Raw genomic sequence first — 21,213 nt, forward strand, 5'->3', positions numbered from 1 at the left:
ATTATAAGGTTGGAATACTTTTTTGTCAGTTTCTATTCATTTTGAATTGAAGATTAGTCTCGCTGAACCGTATCACAGGTAGCAGCAAGTTTCTGCTATTTTATCAATAGAAACGAGTAACCTTTTGCAAAGATACTGGCACTTTGTATATAGAATCTGAATACAGGGGAGGTGCAATAGATGAGGCAGTGGATTGAAGGAGCCCGGCTCGGCGACCAAATCGCATGGGAGAGGATCGTGCAGCATTTTAGTGGCATGGCATTTTCTGTGGCATATGGAAAGCTAGGTGACTGGGGTCATGCGGAGGATGCGGTACAAGAAGCGTTCGCGGAGGCCTTCGCCAATCTCACTAAGTTGCAAGAGGCGGATGCTTTCCCGGGATGGTTCAAGACCATAGTCGAACGGCAATGCCAGCGGATTCTCCGCCGAAAAATACATTCTATAATGCCAATGGATGAAACGACCTTAATGGATGCAGAGGAATTGAATGTGGAGTTCATCATAGAAAGGAAGGAATGGCAGGAGAGGATTCATCATTCCATCGAGGGTTTGTCGGACAATTTAAAACTGGTAGTCCAATTATTTTATTTTCATGGATATTCAATAAAAGAAATATCAAGTTACCTTAAAGTATCCCCCTCTGCACTAAAAAAACGGTTGTTCGACGCCCGTAATAAGCTAAGAACGTCACTGCTTGTTACCGACTTTGTATCCATGTTCAATGATCTTTACGAAGGAGGAGTATCGATGCTTCATATCGTAAATGGAGATATTGTCGGCGATAAGTTAAGAAAGGGAAACGTTCGCGGAGATATCTTGGTTTGGAGAGAAGTGTATCCGGTAGGTCCGGTATTCTTGGAAACGGGGGAGCTCCATCAGAGGTCGCCCAGAGTGGAATATTTGGACAGAACTCTAGGTATTCCAGCAGATGACTATGTGGCAAATTGTAAGTCGCAAGAACAGATTCTGCGGAACTTTCACAAATACGATGAAATCGTATTATGGTTCGAGCATGATTTGTTTGACCAACTCATGCTGAGCTATTTGTTGCATTGGTTTTCAAATCAGGCGCTAGGTCATACAAAGCTGAATTTGCTGTGCATTGGCGACTACCCAGGTATTGATTTGTTTCGGGGATTGGGTCAACTTACGTCAAAGCAGTTGGAAACATTGTCAGGTACGTGGCAAAGGGTCGGACAGAAGGAGCTTGATACGGGCAGCATAATCTGGGAAGCATACACATCACCAAATATTGAATCGCATGTTGAAATTTTGAAAAAAGACACATCGGCGCTGCCCTTCGCTCACGCGGCGCTTGAACTGCACTTATCACGCCTGCCTTCCCCCATAAATGGGCTGGGAATCGTGGAGCAGACCATTTTGGAGCTTATTCGGCATGGTGTGGATACCCCACGCAAGCTATTGAAAGAGATCGGGAACCGCTTGAGTGTACTAGGGATGGGTGATTTGGAATTATGGTATCGGCTAAGGAATATGTCAGAACAACCGCATGCACTAATAAAAATAACGGGTAAGAAAACCGCTCCATCCTTTGAAAATGGCAATCTTGCATTAACTGAGATTGGAGAGGAGGTAGTCTCGGGATTAAAGGACTGGATAAAGGTGAAGGGAATAGATGAGTGGTATGGCGGTTTAGGGCTAAATGGTAATTTAGTATGGCGCTGGGACTCTCAAAGAAAGCAATTGATTTATATGGAATAAAGCAATAACCTGCCCCCGAAATGCAGGGGCGGGGCGCTTAATGATAACATAACGGTACGACCTTCAGCGTTCCGTTCCACCATTCATTAAGTTCACGTAAATGTGTCGAATATTGTTGTAACTGATCCAAAAGTCCCCTACTATGAAGGTATCCACATTACCTTGGAGAAGGCGGGAAATGTTAATATGAACAAAAAGCGGCTTTGGAAAAAATCCCTTACATTACGCAGCAAGCTGGTTTGGGCTTTTGTGATGATCTTATTGCTGCCCAGCCTGAGTATAGGGGCCATTTCCTATGATACTGCCCGCGCCAAGGTGCAGGAGGAAATGTTTGTAAGTGCATCTGGCAAGCTGGCGGTGCTGAATGAAACGATCAATCAGATGATTGGCGCTACTGAAAAAAATGTGGATTTTTTGGCTGATCAGCTGCCAGCCGGCAATATCGGTCCTGTCCAGGGAAATGAGGACCCGTTCGTGCGGGCGGTGCTGGACGCTTACAAACAAAAACACGACGACGTGGAACTAGCTTCGGTGGGCACCGATCAAGGGGTATACGTCAATGCTCCGAAAAGTGCGGTAAATCCTGCAGATTATGATCCGCGCAAGCGGCCCTGGTACATAAGCGCTTCAGAAAATAAAGGAAAGCCTACGATTATTTCGCCCTACATTTCCAGCAATACGGGCAATGTTGTTGTTTCGGTCGCCCAGACTACCAAGGACGGGCACGGTGTTGTTTCGGTCAGCCTGTCGCTGAAGGCGTTGAGCGATTTGGTGAATTCCACCAAGATCGGGACGAAGGGCTATGTATATGTGCTGGATAAATCAAATAAATTTATTGTGCATCCCAATGAAAAAGCAGGCAGTGAAGCGACAGCTTCGCCATATCCGGACATTTTCGAGCAAAAGCAAGGCAGTCTCGCCTATTCGTCTACGGATGGCAGCAAGCAGCATGCTTTTATTACGACAAATGAAAAAACAGGCTGGGTGCTGGTGGGGGTTATCGACGATAGTGAAGTGAGCGCGGCTGCCCAGCCGATTTGGTATAAGACGCTGCTTGTCATCGCGATTGCTTTTGCAGTTAGCGCACTGATCATCACTTATATGATCCGCTCCATTACACGGCCGCTGAAGCAGTTGGTGGCGGCTTCCGAGGAAATCAGCCACGGCAATCTGACGCTGGAGCTTACCGATATCAGCAATGACGAGCTCGGCCAGCTGAGCAGTAGCTTTAACCGGATGACCCAGGCGTTGCATGCCGTCATAGGAGATGTAAACAGCACAGCGATGCAGCTTGCGGAGTCGTCTGAGCAGTTGTCAACAAACGCCAGCGAAACGTCCAAGGCGTCCGAGCAAGTCGCTCTGATCACGGAGGAGGCGGCAACCGGAATTGAAAAGCAGGTAGCTAGTCTGCAGCATACAGCTCAGCAAATTAAGGAGCTGTCCGATGGCGTTCATTTGATAACTTCGAGCACCCAGCAAGTATCCTCGTCTGCCCAGCAAGCAACCGGGCTTGTACGTACGGGTACGGCTAAAATTCAAAGCGCTGTAACCAATATGATAGATGTAAGCCATTATGTTCAAAATTTCGCCGGAACGGCACAGCGCCTTGGCGATCATTCCGTCGCTATTGGCCAATTTGTATCGACCATTACGGGGCTCGCGACGCAAACGAATCTGCTAGCACTGAACGCTGCGATTGAAGCGGCCCGTGCCGGCGAGCACGGACGCGGCTTTGCGATCGTCGCGAGCGAGGTTCGCAAGCTTGCCGAGCAGTCCGGGGATTCCGCGAAGCACATTGCGGAGCTGGTACAGGCGATCCGGCAGGAGATTGATGAGGTCATCGTCAGTGTGAACAGTGGTGTTGCCAAGATGGACGACGGCATTCGCTCCGTACAAACAGCAGATGAAGCTTTTTTGAGCATCAATGCGGCTATTGATGATCTGACTTCCCAGGTAGAAGCGATTGCTTCCGCTTCGGAACAAATGTCCGCCAGCACGGCCGAGGTTGTGCAGTCCATTCAGTTCGTTAGCGAGGTATCTGAGCGGAACGCTGCAGGAACAGAAAGTATTTCAGCCTCAACAGAGGAGCAGGTCGCTTCCATTGAAGAAATCGCTTCGTCGGCGGAAGAGCTAACGCATTTGGCACAAAATCTGCAAACATTGGTTGTTCGCTTTAAAATTTGAGCGTGCTTCCGACAGTGATTTCGTTTGGCAGTGAGAGAGAGGTCCTAGATCACGATCATGATGGACAAGTGGGATCTGCGTCTAATGGTTTCCCCTGGACGAGTCCACGCTCCGAGAAAGACCAGATAGCTAAGGCGTTTTTTGCAAAAACGGAAGAAGCTGATCGCAAAGTCGTGGAGAGAGTTGCGGAGGTCGCCGCTAATCGAGGAATTCCACTCGCACAGGTGGCTCTTGCATGGCTGCTGCAAAAAGAAGAGGTTACTGCCCCAATAATCGGGTCCACTTAAATCAATCATCTCGAAGATGCGGCTTCGGCCTTGGCGGTTAAATTGACACCTGATGAAATCACAAGTTTAGAAGAACGATATATACCGCATCCATTAGTAAAAAGTGGACACAAACAGGGCCGGCAGCCAACTCTAACGAGTGGCTGCCGGCCCTGTTTTATTGCAGCTGCGCGGCCGTTCAGCGCTAAAGCTACTTACTGACGAAGCTCCGCCTAACCGCAGCTGCTGCTGAATATTTGCTTGCTGCTCCAATGCGTGCGTCGGTGGTACAATGGCAGATAAGGAAGCAATTGGTTGGATTATTATAAAATCAACTCAGCAGGAGGCAATTTATATATGAATAATTTAGCTGCGAACACAGCCTTAAGCAGCGGAGTTGGCTCAGATGTCATTGAGCTGGAATCCGGGCAATGCGTAGTTATACAATGCCATCACGATATTGGCCGTACGTTCATTCGATCAGTGAGAGGAGAGGGCGTATTTTCCGGCTGCAAAATCTCCTATCGCGGGAAGCTGCTTTCTCTTGGCAGTACCGAGACAGCCAGGTTGGTTGGATTCAGCTGTTTGGATGAAGGGCTGTATGAACGGTTGAAGGTGCGGGAGTATTTGTTGTTTTGGGCGGAGCTTCATGGAGTACGAACAGGGATGGGGGAGCTTTTAAGCCAGTTTGGATTAGAGGGGAAGGCCAATGAAAGAATTTCGAAGCTGAACGATTCCGAGAAACGGCTGCTCGGTTTTGCAAGAAGCATCCTTCATGATCCGGAGCTTATCGTTTGGGAGGACCCGGAACAAAATCTTGATCTAGAGAGCTGTATGCTCGTAAGGAAAGTGATAGGGGAGCTGCTGCGTCAGAATAAGGCGGTTTTAGTTACGTGCTCGACACTAGAGCAAGCGCTCTCGATATCTAATCGTATTTATGGGCTGACGGGAAGCTCGCTTGCCCCGATTACGATTCAGGATGCCTCAGAATTCAATGAGTCTGAGCCCTTTCCCGGGGAGAATGAGCCTGAGGCTGCAAGCGGCGAGCAGCAGCATGTCCCGAGGCTGGCGAAGCTCATGGTGAAATCGGAAGACAAATACGTATTTCTGGACCCCGGTGAAGTGCATTTTATTGAAAGCATCGAGGGCGTCACGCATCTGTATACGCAGGCTGGCAGCTTTGCTTGCTCGTGGACGCTGGCGGAGTTGGAGGCGAAGCTCAAGACGTTCCGGTTTTATCGCTGTCACCGCTCCTACATTGTCAATTTAGACCGGATTGCGGAATTGATTGTATGGAGCCGCAACAGCTACAGTCTCGTCCTAAGCGATGATAAAAAATCCAGAATTCCGTTATCCAAGGGGAAATTTGAAGAGCTGAAGACGATAGTAGGGCTGTAATCTTGCTCCGTTCACCCTCAAAATCGCAGCTTTCAGCGTACAAATAGAGCTTTTCATGGGGAATTAGCTGTTAACAGCTCTGTTCACAGCTAAGCTGGGATTGAGCTTTCGGCTACTCATGTCAAGGGAAGGTGTAATCTTCATGGAATCAATTATTGAGGTTAATGACCTCGAAAAGCGGTACAAAAAGAAGCAGGCGCTGAACAAGATTAGCTTTCAGGTGCGGCAGGGAGAAATCTTCGGCTTCCTCGGTCCCAGTGGCTCTGGCAAAACGACAACGGTGAAAATTCTTACCTCACAGCTTCTCTATACCTCCGGGCGAGTGAAGGTGCTTGGAATTGATCCGGCACGGAGCAGGCATTCCGAATTTCTGGGAAAAATCGGCGTGCTTACCGATAACAGCGGCACTTATGAGCGTCTTAGCGTGTATGACAATCTGGCTTTGTTTTGCAGCTTATATGGTGTGCCGGAACGGAAAATTGAAACCGTTCTTGATGCGGTTAATTTAATCGGCGACAAGCATACGCTGGTCGGACGGCTCTCGAAAGGGATGAAGCAGAGGGTGACGCTGGCAAGGACGATTTTGCATGAGCCGGACATTCTTTTTCTTGACGAACCCACATCCGCCTTGGACCCTGTGAACAGCGAGCGTATTCAGAAAACGCTGCGCGAAATGAACCGCCGGGGAACGACGATTTTTTTGACAACGCACAATATGCAGGAGGCGGAAGCACTTTGCGATCGCGTCGCCTTTCTGAACAATGGAGAAATTTCAGCTCTCGACACGCCGCAGGCTCTGCGACTTCGCTATGGCGACCATTCCATTACCGTGACTACGCCGCTCGGGAAGCAGATTGTTCAAAAGGATGAGCTGGGAGCGGGTTTCATACGGGATCTAATAAGAAGGGATGAGCTGTTGGCCATTCATTCCAATGAGCCTACGCTCGGGGATATTTTTGTGAAATTGACGGGGAGGGGACTGGAATGACGTTTTCCATACGCCGCTTCAGAGCCATAGTCAAAAAAGAGTGGAAGGATGCGATTCGCAATCCACAAATTTTATTAAATGCGGGAATGCCCATTCTGCTAGCCCTTTTATTTAAACAAAAAGAAAATGATCCGAGCGACCTGACGTTTCTTGCGGTTCCTATACTAGTTGCCATTTCCATCACTGGCGCCTTTGTTCAGGCGAATATGATTGCCGAAGAGAAGGAGAAGAACACCTTGCGTTCTCTTATGCTGTCGCCTGCTTCAAAGCTGGAGGTGCTTGCGGGGAAGAGTGCGACGACGACGCTGTTTGCTTTGATTGTCATTGCAGCCTGCTTGGCCATTTCCGGTATGCCCGATGTGAATCTGTTCTTTTTGGTCATATTGGCGATATTGCTGCTGCTTATTTTTATGGCATTAGGTACGGTGATTGGCCTCATCGCGCGAACGGCATCAGAATCTTCAATTGTAGGTCTTCCGCTGCTGCTGCTGTTTATTTTTGGACCGATATTTGTTCCGACTCTGGATATGCCTGCCCTAATGAATGTCATTAATGTGCTGCCCTCGCAGCAATTCGTGGTGGCAATAACAGAGCTTCTTCAGAATGGGGGGCTTCCGGAAATTGGCGGAAATCTTCTTAGTCTGATCATGTGGACGATTCTGTCAGGGGCGATGTGCTTGCTGGTGTACGGAAAAAGACGGTTCGATAAATAAAAGGGAGGAACGGCCATGAATAAATTAACCAAAAATATTATATTAGGTGCAGCCTTGCTCATTGCATGCCTGATTGTAAAGAAGCTGTGGCTGCCTGATGGAATTTGGGGACTTCTAGAGTAGACAGGGGCACAGGGGCGGAATTTGAAAATCACCGGAGCAGCGCGAGGAATTACCACCGCTGCTCCTCATGATGATTGCCTTTTTCGCTGCTGTGTTTTTTATTAATAGGATTAAAAATATACTTGAGAGCGTAACTATTTTTATAATACTTGTTGCGACTCTGATATTTGCATTTTTCATAGGCTTAATGCGGGGTTATACAGTATTGGGTATAACTTGGTCTTAGTTAAATGAGCGTGACAAGCTTCGGCTGAGTTGCCTGCTGTGATGAAATTTTATGAGGTTAATTAACAAAGGAGCATGACTATATTATACGAGTTCAGCATGGAGTATTATAGTTTTAATCTATAGTACATATAGATTTTATATATTTAACTTATAAATAGTGCTATGCGATACTATCCCTAACCTAAAAGTTGGGAGATGGTTCCATGAGTTCCGATCAAGTTTGGCAATCTGATCATTATGACCGCAAGCTTGGATTTGTATCTGAATTGGGCAAGGATGTTGTTCGGCTTTTGAATCCGATCAAGAATGAACAAATCTTTGATTTGGGCTGCGGAACCGGCGATTTGGCGTATGAAATAAGTCAAGCTGGTGCACATGTAACGGGAATGGATTTGTCAGAGTCAATGATTGGGCAGGCGCAGCGCAAATATCCCCAAATTCAATTTTTTGTTGGTAATGGCGAACATTTTACGGTAGACTCTACGTTCGATGCTGTCTTTTCCAACGCAGCGCTGCATTGGATGAAGAACCCGAGCTCGGTACTGGCTGGTGTATGGAAAAGTTTAAATCCTGGCGGTAGATTTGTTGCCGAGTTTGGCGGAAAAGGAAATGTGGAAACGATTGTTCAAGCTATTGGCGAAGTGCTGCACGAGGACTTCGGCATTGATGCGGGCAAGCTGAATCCCTGGTATTTCCCGAGCATCGCCGAATACAGCACATTGTTGGAACAGCAGGGCTTCCGTGTGACCTATGCGGCTCACTTTGATCGGCCAACAAAGATCAACGACAATGAGCAGGGCTTAAATCATTGGCTGCGAGGCTTCGCGGATAATTTCTTCACAGCACTGTCCGAAGCGGAGCGGACTGCCGTGTGTTCGAAAATAGCGGTCAATGCCCGCAGCGAATTATTTCATGACGGTTCATGGTACGCGGATTATAAGCGCTTAAGAGTGATGGCAATCAAACAGCGATAGATGTCTTATTGGAAATGATGTATGTCATTCTCTCGGCAGATATGAAAGAGGAAATGTGGATTTTTCGTACGGATATGGCTGGATTATTCAGGATACATCTTATGGCTGACTAAGTTATTATCGGAGGGGGAAGACCTATGGCAGATATAATTTTAGACAATATCAAGATTACTGTAGACTCTAACGAAACGGATTACAACGAGGTATGTAATCATCTATATGAGTACAATGTTCGTGCGACAAATGGGTTACTAAAAAAGCCAGGCAAGGATATTAATCTATATCTTAAAGATGAATCTGGCAAAGTCGTGGGCGGCTTGTTTTGTGAAACTTGGTCTTACGGTTTGTATATTGATGTCTTTTGGATAGCCGATGAATACAGAAACAAAGGATATGGAAAAATCATGATGACAGAAGCGGAGAGGCTCGGAAAAGAAGTTGGGTGTATATTTGCTCATACTTGCACATTTTCGTATCAATCGCCGGAATTTTATAAGCGCATGGGCTATGAGATTTTTGCCGTTAATGATGAATACCCGGAAGATATCAAACAATTTTTCCTAAAGAAAAAATTATAGTTTGTGTTTGAAGTACATTACTCGTGTAGCCGGATTGCCTCTGCACCTTTAGCATAGGCGCTTGCTGTTTGACGTGCGAATGAAGCCCGTTATTTTATTTAAGTGAGAGCAAAGGTCATTCAGGCTTACGGTCATTTATGGTAATATATCAGGTATGGATAACCTTTTCTATTTCAATTTTAATTTCTATATTAAATAATGGAGGCGCTTACTTTATGGACCAACAAGTGCAGCAAGAGGGATACTTTGGGGAGTTTGGAGGCAGTTTCGTCCCGCCGGAATTGCAGGAAGTATTGCGTTATTTGAGTGAGCAATTTTACAAGTTTAGAGATGATCCGGAATATAAGGAAGAGCTTCGTTATTACCTGCGCGAATATGTTGGCCGCGAGAATCCGCTGACGTATGCGGAGCGGCTTACCAAAGCATGGGGAGGAGCGAAAATTTACTTGAAGCGCGAGGACCTGAATCATACCGGGGCGCATAAGATCAACAACGCTATCGGTCAGATTCTGCTCGCAAAGCGGATGGGTGCCAAGCGGATTATTGCTGAGACGGGTGCCGGACAGCATGGTGTTGCTACGGCAACGGCCTGTGCCATGTTTAATATGGAATGCATCATCTATATGGGAGCTGAAGATACGCGTCGGCAGGCGCTTAACGTGTTCCGAATGGAGCTTCTCGGCGCGACTGTTATTCCGGTTCATAAAGGCCAAGGACGATTGAAGGATGCGGTAGATGAAGCGCTGGACGATCTAGTTCGGAATTATAAAAATACGTTTTATTTGCTCGGTTCCGCAGTGGGTCCGCATCCGTTTCCGACGATGGTCAAGCACTTTCAGGCCATTATTAGCGAAGAATCAAAACGGCAAATTGTGGAGAAGGAAGGCCGTTTGCCGGATGTGGTAGTGGCCTGCACAGGTGGGGGCAGCAATGCGATTGGCGCATTCGCCCACTACATCGACGAGCCGACCGTGCGTTTAATCGGCGTTGAGCCCGATCAAGCGCCATCCTTGACTCAGGGTGTCCCAAGCATCATTCATGGCTTCAAGTGCTTAGTGCTGCTGGACGAGGAAGGTCAGCCAAAGAAAACTTATTCGATCGCTGCGGGGCTTGACTATCCGGGCATTGGGCCGGAGCATAGCCACCTGAAGGTGACGGGCCGAGCTGAATATGCAACGGTCACCAATGAGGAAGTGCTGGAAGCCTTCCAAGAGCTGTCCCGCACGGAGGGAATCATTCCTGCCCTAGAGAGCTCGCACGCGCTTGCTTACGCGAAGAAGCTGGCGCCTACGATGGATCAGGATCAAATTATGATCATCAATCTGTCCGGGCGCGGGGATAAGGACGTCGAACAAGTATATCAAATGCTCAAATAAAACAACGGATACATCATTTATTACCATACGGTAGAAACAGATGTGCAAGAAGGAAGGGCGTCCTATTGGGCGCCCTTTCATTTTGCTCTATAGGGCTCTATAGAGATAGGGTGTACAGCTTACAGCTACGGTTGTTTGAAAAATAGAGCTTCTATATTTAAGCTTTTTTATGATCAGGCAGCTTTTTTATAAACCAGCTCAGTGCCAAAACAAGTACGACGAGAATAAATTCGATCCAAAAAACCGTTTGCACACCGACAACCATGCTTTGTGTCTTTTCCTGCATCGCAGTGGGATCGAGCGAATGGTGGAGATAACGATTGGCCCCAGACGACATGATGCCGATAAATAATGCGATGCCAATACCGCCTGCAATTTGCTGGAGCGTATTGTATATGGTTGTGCCATGGGGGACCAGGTGACGCGGAAGCTGATTTAATCCTGCCGTCTGAGCCGGCATGACGACAAAGGATATGCCTAAGAATAAGAGGATATGATTGAACATAACGGTGCCTCGCGTTGCATCACTGTCAATGCCGGCAAACAGCCACAATGATATGGCGATCAAAAATAGTCCGGGCAAGATAACAAATCGCGGTCCGAATTTATCGAATAATTTCCCGGACACTGGCATCATCAGGCCGTTTAAAATACAACCCGGCATCAGAAGCAAGCCTGTTGCGAAGGCTGTCAACTGCATCACATCCTGCAAATAGATCGGCAGCAATGTCGTTGTTGCAAATAGAACCATCATCAGGATGACAACCAATACCGCAACCAAAGAAAAAGTGGGATGCCGGAATACGGAAAGATCGAGCAACGGCTCTTTAATCCGGAGCTGCCGCCATACAAGCAAGAGCAAAAAGAGGCTTCCTAGGGTAAGCAAGCCGTAACCCTCAGGCTCAGACCAGACATTGGTTTGGCTGAAGCCGTAGGTGACGCAGCCGAAACCGACGGTTGACATCACAATGGATAAAAGATCGACCCTTGGCCTAGTCAGCTCGGTAACATTTTTCAAGTAAAAGCTTGCATAAATAATTGAAAACAGGGCGACTGGAATGACCATGTAGAACAGCCATCGCCAGTGAAAGGTATCGATGATTAGTCCCGACAAAGCCGGCCCAATGACAGGGGCGACCATAATGACGAGCCCCATGAGACCCATGGCGGAGCCCCGCCGTTCTGGAGGATAAAGGGCAAGAATCGTATTCATCATGAGTGGAACCAGCAATCCTGTCCCGCAAGCCTGAATAATCCTGCCCATCAGCAAAATTTCGAATCCTGGGGATACTGCACACAAGCAGGTGCCGGCCAAAAATAACGCCATCGCAGTCATAAACATCTGGCGAGTGGTGAACCATTGCTGCAGTAATGCGGTCACTGGCACCAGTACGCCAATAACAAGCAAGTAGCCTGTTGACAGCCACTGTATAGTGGAGGCGGCAACGTTGAATTCCCGCATCAATCCGGGAAGCGCGTTGGCCAGCAAATTTTCGTTAAGAAACGCAACAAATGCACCGATGAGCAGCGCGGTTAACATGGGCCCTCTTTTTATTCCGCTTGCCTCTTGTAGCCGTTTGTTCATCTTCTACCTCCCGAATATTCATTGTGTTCTGTCCTTGCATAGTGTCTTGACTTGACACGGATTCGCCAGCTTGGAACGCAGATTATCCTACGCCATCACTTTCTAACAAGGAATAGAAGTTATCGCGATCCTCGTCATCGAATTTTCCAAGTATCCGTATTCTTACAAATTCATGTCCGCCATTCATATCGATTTCCTCGCCATAGCTATTGTAGAGCGCGATCATATGACCATCCTGATTCAACTCCATGTACCCGAAACCGTTCGCTTCAGGAGCTTTATTGTAAAGAAGGATAAATCTGATTTTGTCTACTCGGTTCATGCGCTTCTTCCTTTCCTGTCCGTTGTATGCATATCCCCTACATCCTCTATATCCCCATCAGCCTAAAGAAAATTTTACGTGAAACCGGATAAAATGAAAAAAGCCATTTCGCCCTTCATGCTCTGAAATTCATTCCAATTTCAACACAATAAGGGGGGATTCCTAGTTATGTCGCTCATTTGCAAATGATCTCTTGACAGGATGGGGTTTGGCGATTATGATAACGTGCCGGTAAACTGAGCGAGGTAAATCAATAAAAAGGCTGACTTTTCGATGTGCTTTGGCACCGAATTGTCAGCCTTCTTTATTCCTGTACGATTTATTTAGGAAGAATACGATTGCACGCTCGTTACGAAACTTCCTAAATAATATATATTAACTGCGATTTTTATGGTACGTTGTTACAAGTAATACTTTGTAATCATATAGGAGGAATACTATCAATGAACTATGCTAAAAGGCCTATGACCACTCTATTGAGCACTCTATTGATTACAGTTATGTTGTTTTCATCGTTTAATGTCGTTTATGGTGCAACAGAGTCTTCGGAATCTGACATCAAGGGAACCTGGGCAGAAGGACAAATTACGGCTTGGATCGACAAAGGCTTTATTAAAGGTTATGAAGATGGCAGCTTTAAACCAAACAATACCATATCAAGAGCAGAGTTTTTCGCTTTGATTAACCGTTCATTTGGATTTACCGAAACAGCACCAGTTTCCTTTAGTGATGTAACATCATCTAGTTGGGCATATGCTGAGGTTTCCAAAGCTGTGAAAGCTGGCTACATAAAGGGATATGTGGACGGAACAATCGGTGTAAATAAACCTATTAGCAGGCAAGAAGTTGCAGTTGTTGTAAATCATCTTCTAGCTCTATCGAATATATCAAGTACGGAAGCAAGCTTTACCGATTCAGGCTCCATAGCCTCATGGGCGAAAGCGGCGGTTGATGCCACAGTAGCTAAAGGTATCCTGCAGGGCTATGCGAAGGACAATAGCTTCAAGCCTAGTAAACCTATTACGCGTGCTGAGGCAGTCGTTACCCTAGACCGTGCAGTGAATGCCAAAGCAACCGTCTACAGCTCAGCAGGAACCTATGGCCCTGCAACTGGAACGGAGACAATTGAAGGTGATGTAGTCATTAGCGTGACGGGCGTTACTTTGCAGAACATCATTATTACCGGGAATCTATTAATTAGTGAAGGCGTTGAAGAAGGCGATGCACGCCTTAATCAGGTAACGATAAAGGGTGTGACCCGGGTAGAGGGTGGCGGCGTGAATTCCATCTATCTAAACCATACATTCGTAACTTCTCTTATCGTTGATAAGAAAAAAGGACCTGTTCGTATTGTCGTGGAGGGTTCCACAACAGTGGGAGAAGCTGCGATTCTTTCCCCAGCCACGCTTCAAGAATCGGGTACCACGGGGACTGGCTTCAGCAAGGTTATTTTATCTGAGTTATTATCCGCAGGTTCGAAGGTGACTTTAAAAGGAACATTTGATTCCTTAACGGTCAAAGGCAGTAAAATTCAGGTTGATATCCCTGAAGGCACTATCAAGGAATTTATCACAGCGTTAACAGCAACAGATACGACGCTTAACCTTGGCACTGATGCCAATATAGTTAGCCTTATCTTAGATGCTGTAGCTAAGATTCTCGGAACGGGCACTATTGAAAAAGTGACGTTTAGCTCCGTTGCTAAGGACGGTACGACTTTTGAAAGCACAATTAGACTGTTGGATAAAGTGGGAAGTGCAGCTGCGTCGACTTCAGCTTCGACTGGAGGAGCGGATACGACTGCTCCAACTCTATCCCATGTAACCAGTGGTCAAATTTCAGCTGGAGATAACGTATCGGGTAGAAGCAATGAAGGTGGCTATTTGTATCTGGTTCCTTCAACAACAGCGAAAACCATTACAGATCTGGAGCAATCTGTTGCGGACTCGTTAGGCAAAAAGCAATCGATAACAGCCAACGCAGATTCAATGATTAGCACAGTAGGTTTATCATTTGGTACTTATGTCGTTTATGCCGTTGATCATGCGAACAACATATCTATTGCTTCATCAGATATAGTCATTGGTATCAAACAGTTAAGCGTCTCGAATTCAGCGCTGACAACAGAAAAAATGTATGATGGATCGACATCAGCAGCTGTGACAGCGGGCTCATTAATCGGAGTTGCTGCTGACGACACTGTAACCGTGAATGCAGTAGCCACTTACAATGACGCAGCAATCGGTATAGGCAAAACAATCACCGTGGTTTATACGTTGGGCGGAGCAAATGCAGCCAATTATATGGCGCCTGCAAGCTATACAGTAAATACAGGAGTCATTACAAACGCGCAGTTGACGATCGGGGATCCGGTATTTACACTTGTAGAAACGCAAGATGGAGATACATCATTAGTAGTTGCAGCAGGTTCTTTAGTTGGGGTTGTTGCGGGCGAAAATGTGACCGTGAATGCAGAAGCCGTTTATGATGCATCTTCTCCAGATCATGCCAGACCATTAACTGTGGATTATGCAATAGCTGGTGCTGATCATGGGAATTATATGGCCCCTGTAAGCAATACTAACTACACGGTATACGTACAATCCAGTGTAGATACGGGTATTATCATAGACCTGATAACCACTACCAAAGTGTATGATGGAACGTCAGCAGCAGCTGTAGCAGCAGGTTCTAGAGATGGATCCTGTGTAGGCGAAGGGATTTGTCCGGAGGATGACGTAACGGTAGCAGCTTCTGGAGCTTATGATGATGAAAATGTAGGAACAAATAAGTCGATAATCGTGTCGTATATGCTATTGGGGCCACCGATAGAGGTAGGAAACTATACGCCGCCAGCCAGCATTACAGTGACAGGTACAATTACTGCAAAACAATTAACGATTACGGCACCAACAATAGCAGCTTCTAAAGTGTATGATGGAACTGCAATTGCAGACGTAACACCAGGCGCATTAACTAATGTGATTATGGGGGATGACGTACAAGTACATGCTGTAGCCACTTACAATGACGCAGCTGTAGGAACCAATAAAGTAATAACGATTGAATATACACTTACAGGAGCTGATGCATTCAATTATATGGCCCCAGCAACCCAAACAGTAAGTACTGGTGAAATTACTGCTGCACGCTAATATTCCAGTGCAAAGACTATTTACTCTATAAAAGCCTTCCTAAAGGAAGGACAGAAGCAACTAAGGCCTTCACCGTCGAATGGGACGGTGGAGGCTTTTTTTAATGATTTGATCGTCATGGAGAGAAAGCCGCTCTAGCTGCCAGTCATTAATTTGGTATTGATAACCATAATCATTTGGACTACCATACAAATAGGACGCTTACTCAAGGAGTGAAGACAGATGCAAGGGGATAGGGAATCGACCAACCATTTTACAAAAGAAATGATTGATATGGCTGTTCGTCTATGGTCACGCTCTTCCATTTCATTAATAGATGTTCGCTACAAGCTGATTCATCCAGACAAGCCGATGTTAAACTATAAGCTGCCGACTAGTACGCTCGTCTATACCCAGGGGGGAACGGCTAGCATTAAATTGGATCGTATCTTCTATCAAGCGGGGAGATTTGGTATTTTCCATGGGGGGAAAGGGACGGAACTATCCATTTATCCTACCGATACAAGCTTGGAGATGTACATGGTCATGTATAAATCCGAAACGGCCCCATTTTATAAAAGAGAGCTTCATCGCTTGCTAGAGCAAATCAATCCGTTTATACAAGTGTATGGGTTCTCGCCGGAAAATCCCGTTTTTTTCATGGAGAAGTGCCGGAGCATGTATGAACACTGGAATCGGGAGTCTGCACAAAATCATTTTTATGCGAAGATTACGCTCTATCAGCTTATCTATGAAATATACAAGGAGCTAGAACAAGGGCATATTCACTACTTTGAGCCTGATTATGTGGAGCTGGTTAAGCAATACTTGGATCAAAATCATACCGAACCGGTGTCTATAGAACGACTGGCGGAAATGCTTCCTATTAGCAGGAGCCTTCTAAGTAAATTGTTTAGGAAACGCGAACAGAAAAGCTTACAGACCTATTTGAATGAGAAAAGACTCGAGGCAGCCAAACGTTATTTGCAAAAACCGAATGTAACGATTCAAGAGGTTGCCATCGGGTGCGGTTTTACAGATGAATTGAATTTGAACCGTATGTTTAAAAAATATATTCAAATGACGCCAAGCGATTATAGAAGAAAAATGATTGATAACTTTACCAAAAATGATATTGATAACAATTCTCACCAACTCTACAATGAGAGAGAACTAGACAGACTAGCGAAAACTACAGGAGACGGGGAGTTATCAATGTTTGGACAGACGAGAAGCAAGGAACTTTTTTTAGCGGCGGCCATAAGCCTCATGCTGCTCTTATCAGCATGTACATCGGCTGCACCAACGAATACAAGTTCTCCAAGCTCGGCACCGGCACAGTCGCAAGCTCAAGCAACGTCAAGTGCAGAAGCGAAGGAGACAGAGACAGTGGCACAAACACGAGTTGTCAAAACAGAGCATGGAGACGTTGAGGTTCCTGCCGATCCCGAGCGGATTGTATATTTGGTAGGCAATAATGTTGGCGATATTTTACCTTTCGGCAAGACCGTGGTTGGCGTTGATAAATACGGCGATCCATCGGAGCGGCCTGAAGAATGGATACAGCAGTGGGGACAGTTTGTCTCAGCTGTTAAAGTGGTTCCGGGAGATGATTTGGAAGCCATTATGGCGCTTGAACCCGATCTTATTATTGGCTCTCCAACCTGGTCATCCTCCTCGATCGAGCAGTTAAGCAAAATAGCCCCTACCATTTTCTATAATGAAATGGCTGCTTTGGAAGAGCGGATGAATTTCTTTGGTGAAGTGTTTGGCATGCCCGAGCGGGCCAATGAACTGATCGCACAATATAGGGCTAAAGTCGAAGCCGCAAAGCAGCGTCTTATTGATGCGGGCCTTTATGATAAGAAAATTGCGTTTTTGCAAGGAGTGGAGGACGGTACCCCAGGATTGCAAGGTGATAAAACGAGGGGAATTATCTACGAGGATCTAGGGATGCATGCGCCTGAAAGCATTGAAAAAGAGTTTTTTAACAGAGGGAATCCGAAATCGGAGGGCTATTATTCGCCCATTTCATTAGAGGTTATTGATCAATACTTGGCCGAAGCTGGGATTATCGCCTATTCGAATTTTGATCCAACTATAGAAGGCCTGGAAGCTAAGCTTTCTTCCGTTAGCATATGGAATACGATTCCGGCAGTACGCGAAAAGAATATTATGTTTTATTCAATTGGTGACACTCTAAATGATTATGACTATGCAAGCCGAATAGTCTCGTTAGATACTTTTGTCGATGCCTTGTTAGAGCTGCCGATTGCACAGAAGTAGCCCTCATTCGATAAATGTCCAGTGACACAAAGTTTATCCCTATATTGACAGCAACTTTACCCCTTTAGATAAAATGACACAATTATTCACCCGTATTTCAAGCATAAAATTAAAGTTGCACCAACATTTCCTACTTAGGGATAAACTTTGTGTCACTGTCCTCATAAGGGATAATCTTTGTGTCATTAAACAAAGTGTCAAACTTAATCGAAGTCTGGTTCAAAAATTTCCTAATGATGTGTGTATGCCACGTTTATTAAAAGATAACATAGTCTGAATCGTTAAACATCCTATCTGATTATTATGTAGTTTCTAATGGATTTGAAATAATGATATTCCTCAATTTCTCGGTGCTTACCTTGGTGTAAATAGTTTGAGCTGGCTAGATCGAGTGGGCGTTCCAGCAGAGCATGGCTATAGTAGTTATCCGTTTCAGCTAAGCGGCGGGCAGCGAATTGCGCCGGCAGCTGCGTTAATGCCTAATCCAATGAAGCCTCTCATCCCTTAATTATACTGCAAACTACTCGCTTTAAACTCAGTACGCTTTCTTTGTTATTGAAGGTGTACCCTATTCAGAACACAATGCACTTTCCCAATTAGGAAGCCTCTTTATTTTATTCAGAATTTTGAGCACCTCCCTCCTACCACCTGACTATGTTCGAATGGCTTTTTAAGAGTAACATAAAAGCATATAGAAGCACATTGTGATTAGGAAAAGCCTATCGCTGCTGTCTGCAATTACTATAACTGATCATCACCTTAAAAATTCACCCCAACTCGATGTAAAAAAATGTTAAAAAATTGATGACATATGGTATGTTATTTGCAAGGAGGTATATTACCCAAAATAGTCACAATTTTACATGTTTACTTCATAGATTTTGCAGATTCCTGACTCAATAAAATATTAGGAGGTTGTTATGAAAAAGTTTGCTGCTATTGTAGTTTCCTTAGTGTTTCTTTTTTCCAGTGTTTCTGTTGTGAGTGCAAAAGAAGAAGCTTATCCGGAACAAGATCTGATTAATCTACTTAATAAGTACGGTTTTGAAGTTACTCAAGATAGTTCGATTATAGCAACAGCAAATGAATCTCTAAAAATTAATACCTTAGAAGAATTGGAAATTCAGCTTAAAGAATTTAAAAAATCTATTCAGATTGCAAAATCAACTGCTGAAGAGGAAATCCTTATTCCTGTAAGCCCACAAAGTAAATTGAACTCGTTTAGTAATCTGGCTGCTACAACTTATAATGATTCTCACGTGAATTCATGGTGGTGTCCGGGTAATGCGTTATGGGGAGGCACTGCAATAACTATTACTTGTAATATTGCTTATGATTATAGTTATTCTTACGCTAACGGAAATCCCTACTTTACAAGTGCCTCCAATTTCACCTCTTACTTAGGCGGTATACACATATATACGTGGGTCGGGACTAATCACTCATATAGTTTCACTACTACAAATCACTCTGGTGACACAATGAAGATTAAAACGTTGGGTTATTATCTATTAGGTATTACTTGGAACAACATACCTATTGGAGCTACGTTGAATGATGAATGGAATGCTAGTTTACGTTTCGATTAAAAAGTTAAGACGATCACAACTCGATTTCGAGGTGTGATCGTCTTTTTTAGTTACCAATATCTAATGTAAATCATGTAGAGTGTGATTTGGTTCGGTTCATCATTTTAGTTAATAAAGTGAGGCAAAAGTAGGTGGCTAACACACATAATATATAAATATCTAATCTAAATGAAGTTAAAGTAAAGAAATTTTTAAAAATGAGAATGTTGTAAGCGGGAGCCTCTAAACCATGATACGTAATAAAATTAAATGGAAACCCCAATTTAAATAATCGATACCCATCTTGATAAAGTTGGCTCCAAAAAATTGAAGAAAGCGGAAAAATACAGCTCCACAAAAATAGCCTGTTTTTGTTCAATTACTTTCCCCTCCTCACGGTATTACAAAATTATAACAGAAAAGGGCTCAAAATGGAATGTCGTGAACGATATTTGGACGCTGCTTAGTAAAATCCCTCATGTCTTCAGCAGCTTGAGCCACCTGTGAGCCGATATTTTCAAGTCTTAAACAAGGAAGCGATCAAAAATCGGGAAAGGAGTTCGTTACATTGTGCAATAGACTAGGTTAAAGGAGCGAACTGTGCCTTAGGGTTGACTGCCGCTCACGTTCCTGGTTCCTTTACAGGAGACTTATCTTAAGCTAAGCACTAAGAACATACTTTATTTTCTTTTGACAAGTAAGCAACAAACACGTCCTACTTAGGCTTATGCATATCACGAACGTAATATACTCGAATAGTATTTTCGCCGCTCGAAATATTACAAACTCCTCTATATGGATAAACTTTGTGTCATTATCCTCGAAAGGGTGAATCTTTGTGTCACAAATATGCGACACAAAGATTCACTAAATAATAAAAAATCCTTATAAAATAAGGATTCAGCAAGAGGTAAAGTTTGTGTCACTGTACAATAAAGAAGCGATGGTGCATGGGAGCCATAAAACCCACCTGGGCTGCTTCAGCCTAAAGGTGGGTTTTTCTGCTGGAAAAAAAGTGCTTTCACTTCGGGTGAATGGTATTCAATCAGTCCTCTGACCTGTTCAGCCGCATACTGCGTCTGTTCGGCAAGCTTGCGCACCTCTGAGGCAACGACAGCGAACCCCTTTCCTTGTTCACCGACACGGGCAGCCTCGATGGAGGCATTCAGTGCGAGCAGGTTCGTTTGCGAACTGATGCTTGTGATGATGCCGATTATGTTGCCAATCTCTTCTGACCGCTGGCTAAGCCGCCCAATCGCGCGCTCCGTATCAGTCACGGCAAGCTGCGCTTGCCCCATCTGGTTGACAGCTTGGAGGATACGGGTGCTGCCGTCGGCCGTTTGCTCCGCACTCGCCGTCAATTGCTCTGACGTCGCGCCGATAGACATTGTCAAATCGGAAACCATCTGGAACATGTCTCCCAGCTTGTCCGTCATTACATTGAAATGCTGCGCTAATTGTTCAAACTCGTCGCCGGATTTCACTTCCAGCTTTTGCGTTAAGTCGCCTTCTGCCATTATTTGCAGCTTCCCGACTAGCGCATGAATGTGGCGCAGCACAATATAGCGGAGAAGGAGCGTCACAAGCAAACCGATCATAAGCATCGCAAAGCTGGCCATCAAAATCGAAATCATACGGTTGTGGGCATAGGTTGAGAAAATAATATCTTCCTTAACTCAGCAAGGATAAATTCCGTAATCTTCTCATGACGTCACTCCTAAGATAATTTATCTTACATAAACTAACAATTTATCAGTATTGATTAGGG

Annotated in this window: 16 protein-coding genes; 13 read left to right on the top strand and 3 right to left on the bottom strand. The window is 45.1% G+C overall.

Going from position 1 to position 21,213, the window contains the following annotated elements; all coding sequences use genetic code 11:
• Positions 1-180 precede the first annotated feature (180 nt).
• The 9 genes from AC50YG_RS31260 (at position 181) to trpB (ending at position 10,550) form a co-directional block, all read left to right on the top strand.
• Positions 181-1,722: a sigma-70 family RNA polymerase sigma factor gene (locus tag AC50YG_RS31260; RefSeq protein WP_494832716.1), complete on the top strand. Its 1,542-nt coding sequence runs from the start codon at positions 181-183 to the stop codon at positions 1,720-1,722.
• A gap of 186 nt (positions 1,723-1,908) precedes the next feature.
• Complete coding sequence (locus tag AC50YG_RS31265) at positions 1,909-3,906, top strand: methyl-accepting chemotaxis protein (RefSeq protein WP_494832720.1); 1,998 nt, start codon at positions 1,909-1,911, stop codon at positions 3,904-3,906.
• Between the two features lie 68 nt (positions 3,907-3,974).
• A complete protein-coding gene (locus AC50YG_RS31270) occupies positions 3,975-4,193 on the top strand; it encodes an aldo/keto reductase (protein ID WP_494832722.1) in 219 nt (72 codons plus the stop codon).
• Between the two features lie 336 nt (positions 4,194-4,529).
• Positions 4,530-5,570, top strand: a complete 1,041-nt coding sequence (locus tag AC50YG_RS31275; protein WP_494832724.1) for a LytTR family transcriptional regulator DNA-binding domain-containing protein — start codon at positions 4,530-4,532, stop codon at positions 5,568-5,570.
• Between the two features lie 142 nt (positions 5,571-5,712).
• Positions 5,713-6,558: an ABC transporter ATP-binding protein gene (locus AC50YG_RS31280; RefSeq protein ID WP_494832726.1), complete on the top strand. Its 846-nt coding sequence runs from the start codon at positions 5,713-5,715 to the stop codon at positions 6,556-6,558.
• Positions 6,555-7,271 carry an ABC transporter permease gene (locus tag AC50YG_RS31285; protein ID WP_494832728.1) on the top strand — a complete coding sequence of 239 codons (717 nt, stop codon included), beginning with the start codon at positions 6,555-6,557 and terminating at the stop codon, positions 7,269-7,271. Before AC50YG_RS31280 ends, AC50YG_RS31285 begins: the two co-directional genes overlap by 4 nt.
• A 554-nt stretch (positions 7,272-7,825) precedes the next feature.
• Positions 7,826-8,596: a class I SAM-dependent methyltransferase gene (locus tag AC50YG_RS31290; RefSeq protein ID WP_494832730.1), complete on the top strand. Its 771-nt coding sequence runs from the start codon at positions 7,826-7,828 to the stop codon at positions 8,594-8,596.
• Positions 8,597-8,733: 137 nt separating this feature from the next.
• Complete coding sequence (locus tag AC50YG_RS31295; RefSeq protein WP_494832732.1) at positions 8,734-9,174, top strand: GNAT family N-acetyltransferase; 441 nt, start codon at positions 8,734-8,736, stop codon at positions 9,172-9,174.
• 215 nt (positions 9,175-9,389) lie between these two features.
• A complete protein-coding gene (gene trpB / locus AC50YG_RS31300) occupies positions 9,390-10,550 on the top strand; it encodes a tryptophan synthase subunit beta (protein WP_494832734.1) in 1,161 nt (386 codons plus the stop codon).
• A 157-nt stretch (positions 10,551-10,707) separates the two neighbouring features.
• Here trpB and AC50YG_RS31305 read toward each other — a convergent pair whose 3' ends face one another.
• Positions 10,708-12,135 carry an MDR family MFS transporter gene (locus tag AC50YG_RS31305; protein ID WP_494832736.1) on the bottom strand — a complete coding sequence of 476 codons (1,428 nt, stop codon included), beginning with the start codon at positions 12,133-12,135 and terminating at the stop codon, positions 10,708-10,710.
• A gap of 82 nt (positions 12,136-12,217) precedes the next feature.
• The gene (locus AC50YG_RS31310; RefSeq protein WP_473761394.1) at positions 12,218-12,457 is read right to left on the bottom strand and encodes a hypothetical protein; all 240 of its coding nucleotides are present in this window, start codon (positions 12,455-12,457) and stop codon (positions 12,218-12,220) included.
• A gap of 443 nt (positions 12,458-12,900) precedes the next feature.
• On the opposite strand from AC50YG_RS31310, the gene AC50YG_RS31315 reads away from it, so the two are divergent.
• The 4 genes from AC50YG_RS31315 (at position 12,901) to AC50YG_RS31330 (ending at position 19,466) form a co-directional block, all read left to right on the top strand.
• The gene (locus AC50YG_RS31315) at positions 12,901-15,612 is read left to right on the top strand and encodes a YDG domain-containing protein (protein ID WP_494832738.1); all 2,712 of its coding nucleotides are present in this window, start codon (positions 12,901-12,903) and stop codon (positions 15,610-15,612) included.
• A 222-nt stretch (positions 15,613-15,834) separates the two neighbouring features.
• Positions 15,835-17,877, top strand: a complete 2,043-nt coding sequence (locus tag AC50YG_RS31320) for a helix-turn-helix domain-containing protein (protein ID WP_494832740.1) — start codon at positions 15,835-15,837, stop codon at positions 17,875-17,877.
• Between the two features lie 373 nt (positions 17,878-18,250).
• Complete coding sequence (locus AC50YG_RS31325) at positions 18,251-18,385, top strand: hypothetical protein (RefSeq protein ID WP_494832742.1); 135 nt, start codon at positions 18,251-18,253, stop codon at positions 18,383-18,385.
• A 412-nt stretch (positions 18,386-18,797) separates the two neighbouring features.
• Positions 18,798-19,466 (top strand): hypothetical protein, encoded by a 669-nt coding sequence (locus AC50YG_RS31330; protein WP_494832744.1) that lies wholly within the window; start codon positions 18,798-18,800, stop codon positions 19,464-19,466.
• 959 nt (positions 19,467-20,425) lie between these two features.
• Here the strand turns inward: AC50YG_RS31330 and AC50YG_RS31335 are convergent.
• A complete protein-coding gene (locus tag AC50YG_RS31335) occupies positions 20,426-21,079 on the bottom strand; it encodes a methyl-accepting chemotaxis protein (protein WP_494832746.1) in 654 nt (217 codons plus the stop codon).
• Positions 21,080-21,213 lie beyond the last annotated feature (134 nt).

The organism is Paenibacillus sp. J31R34 (genome assembly GCF_059383715.1).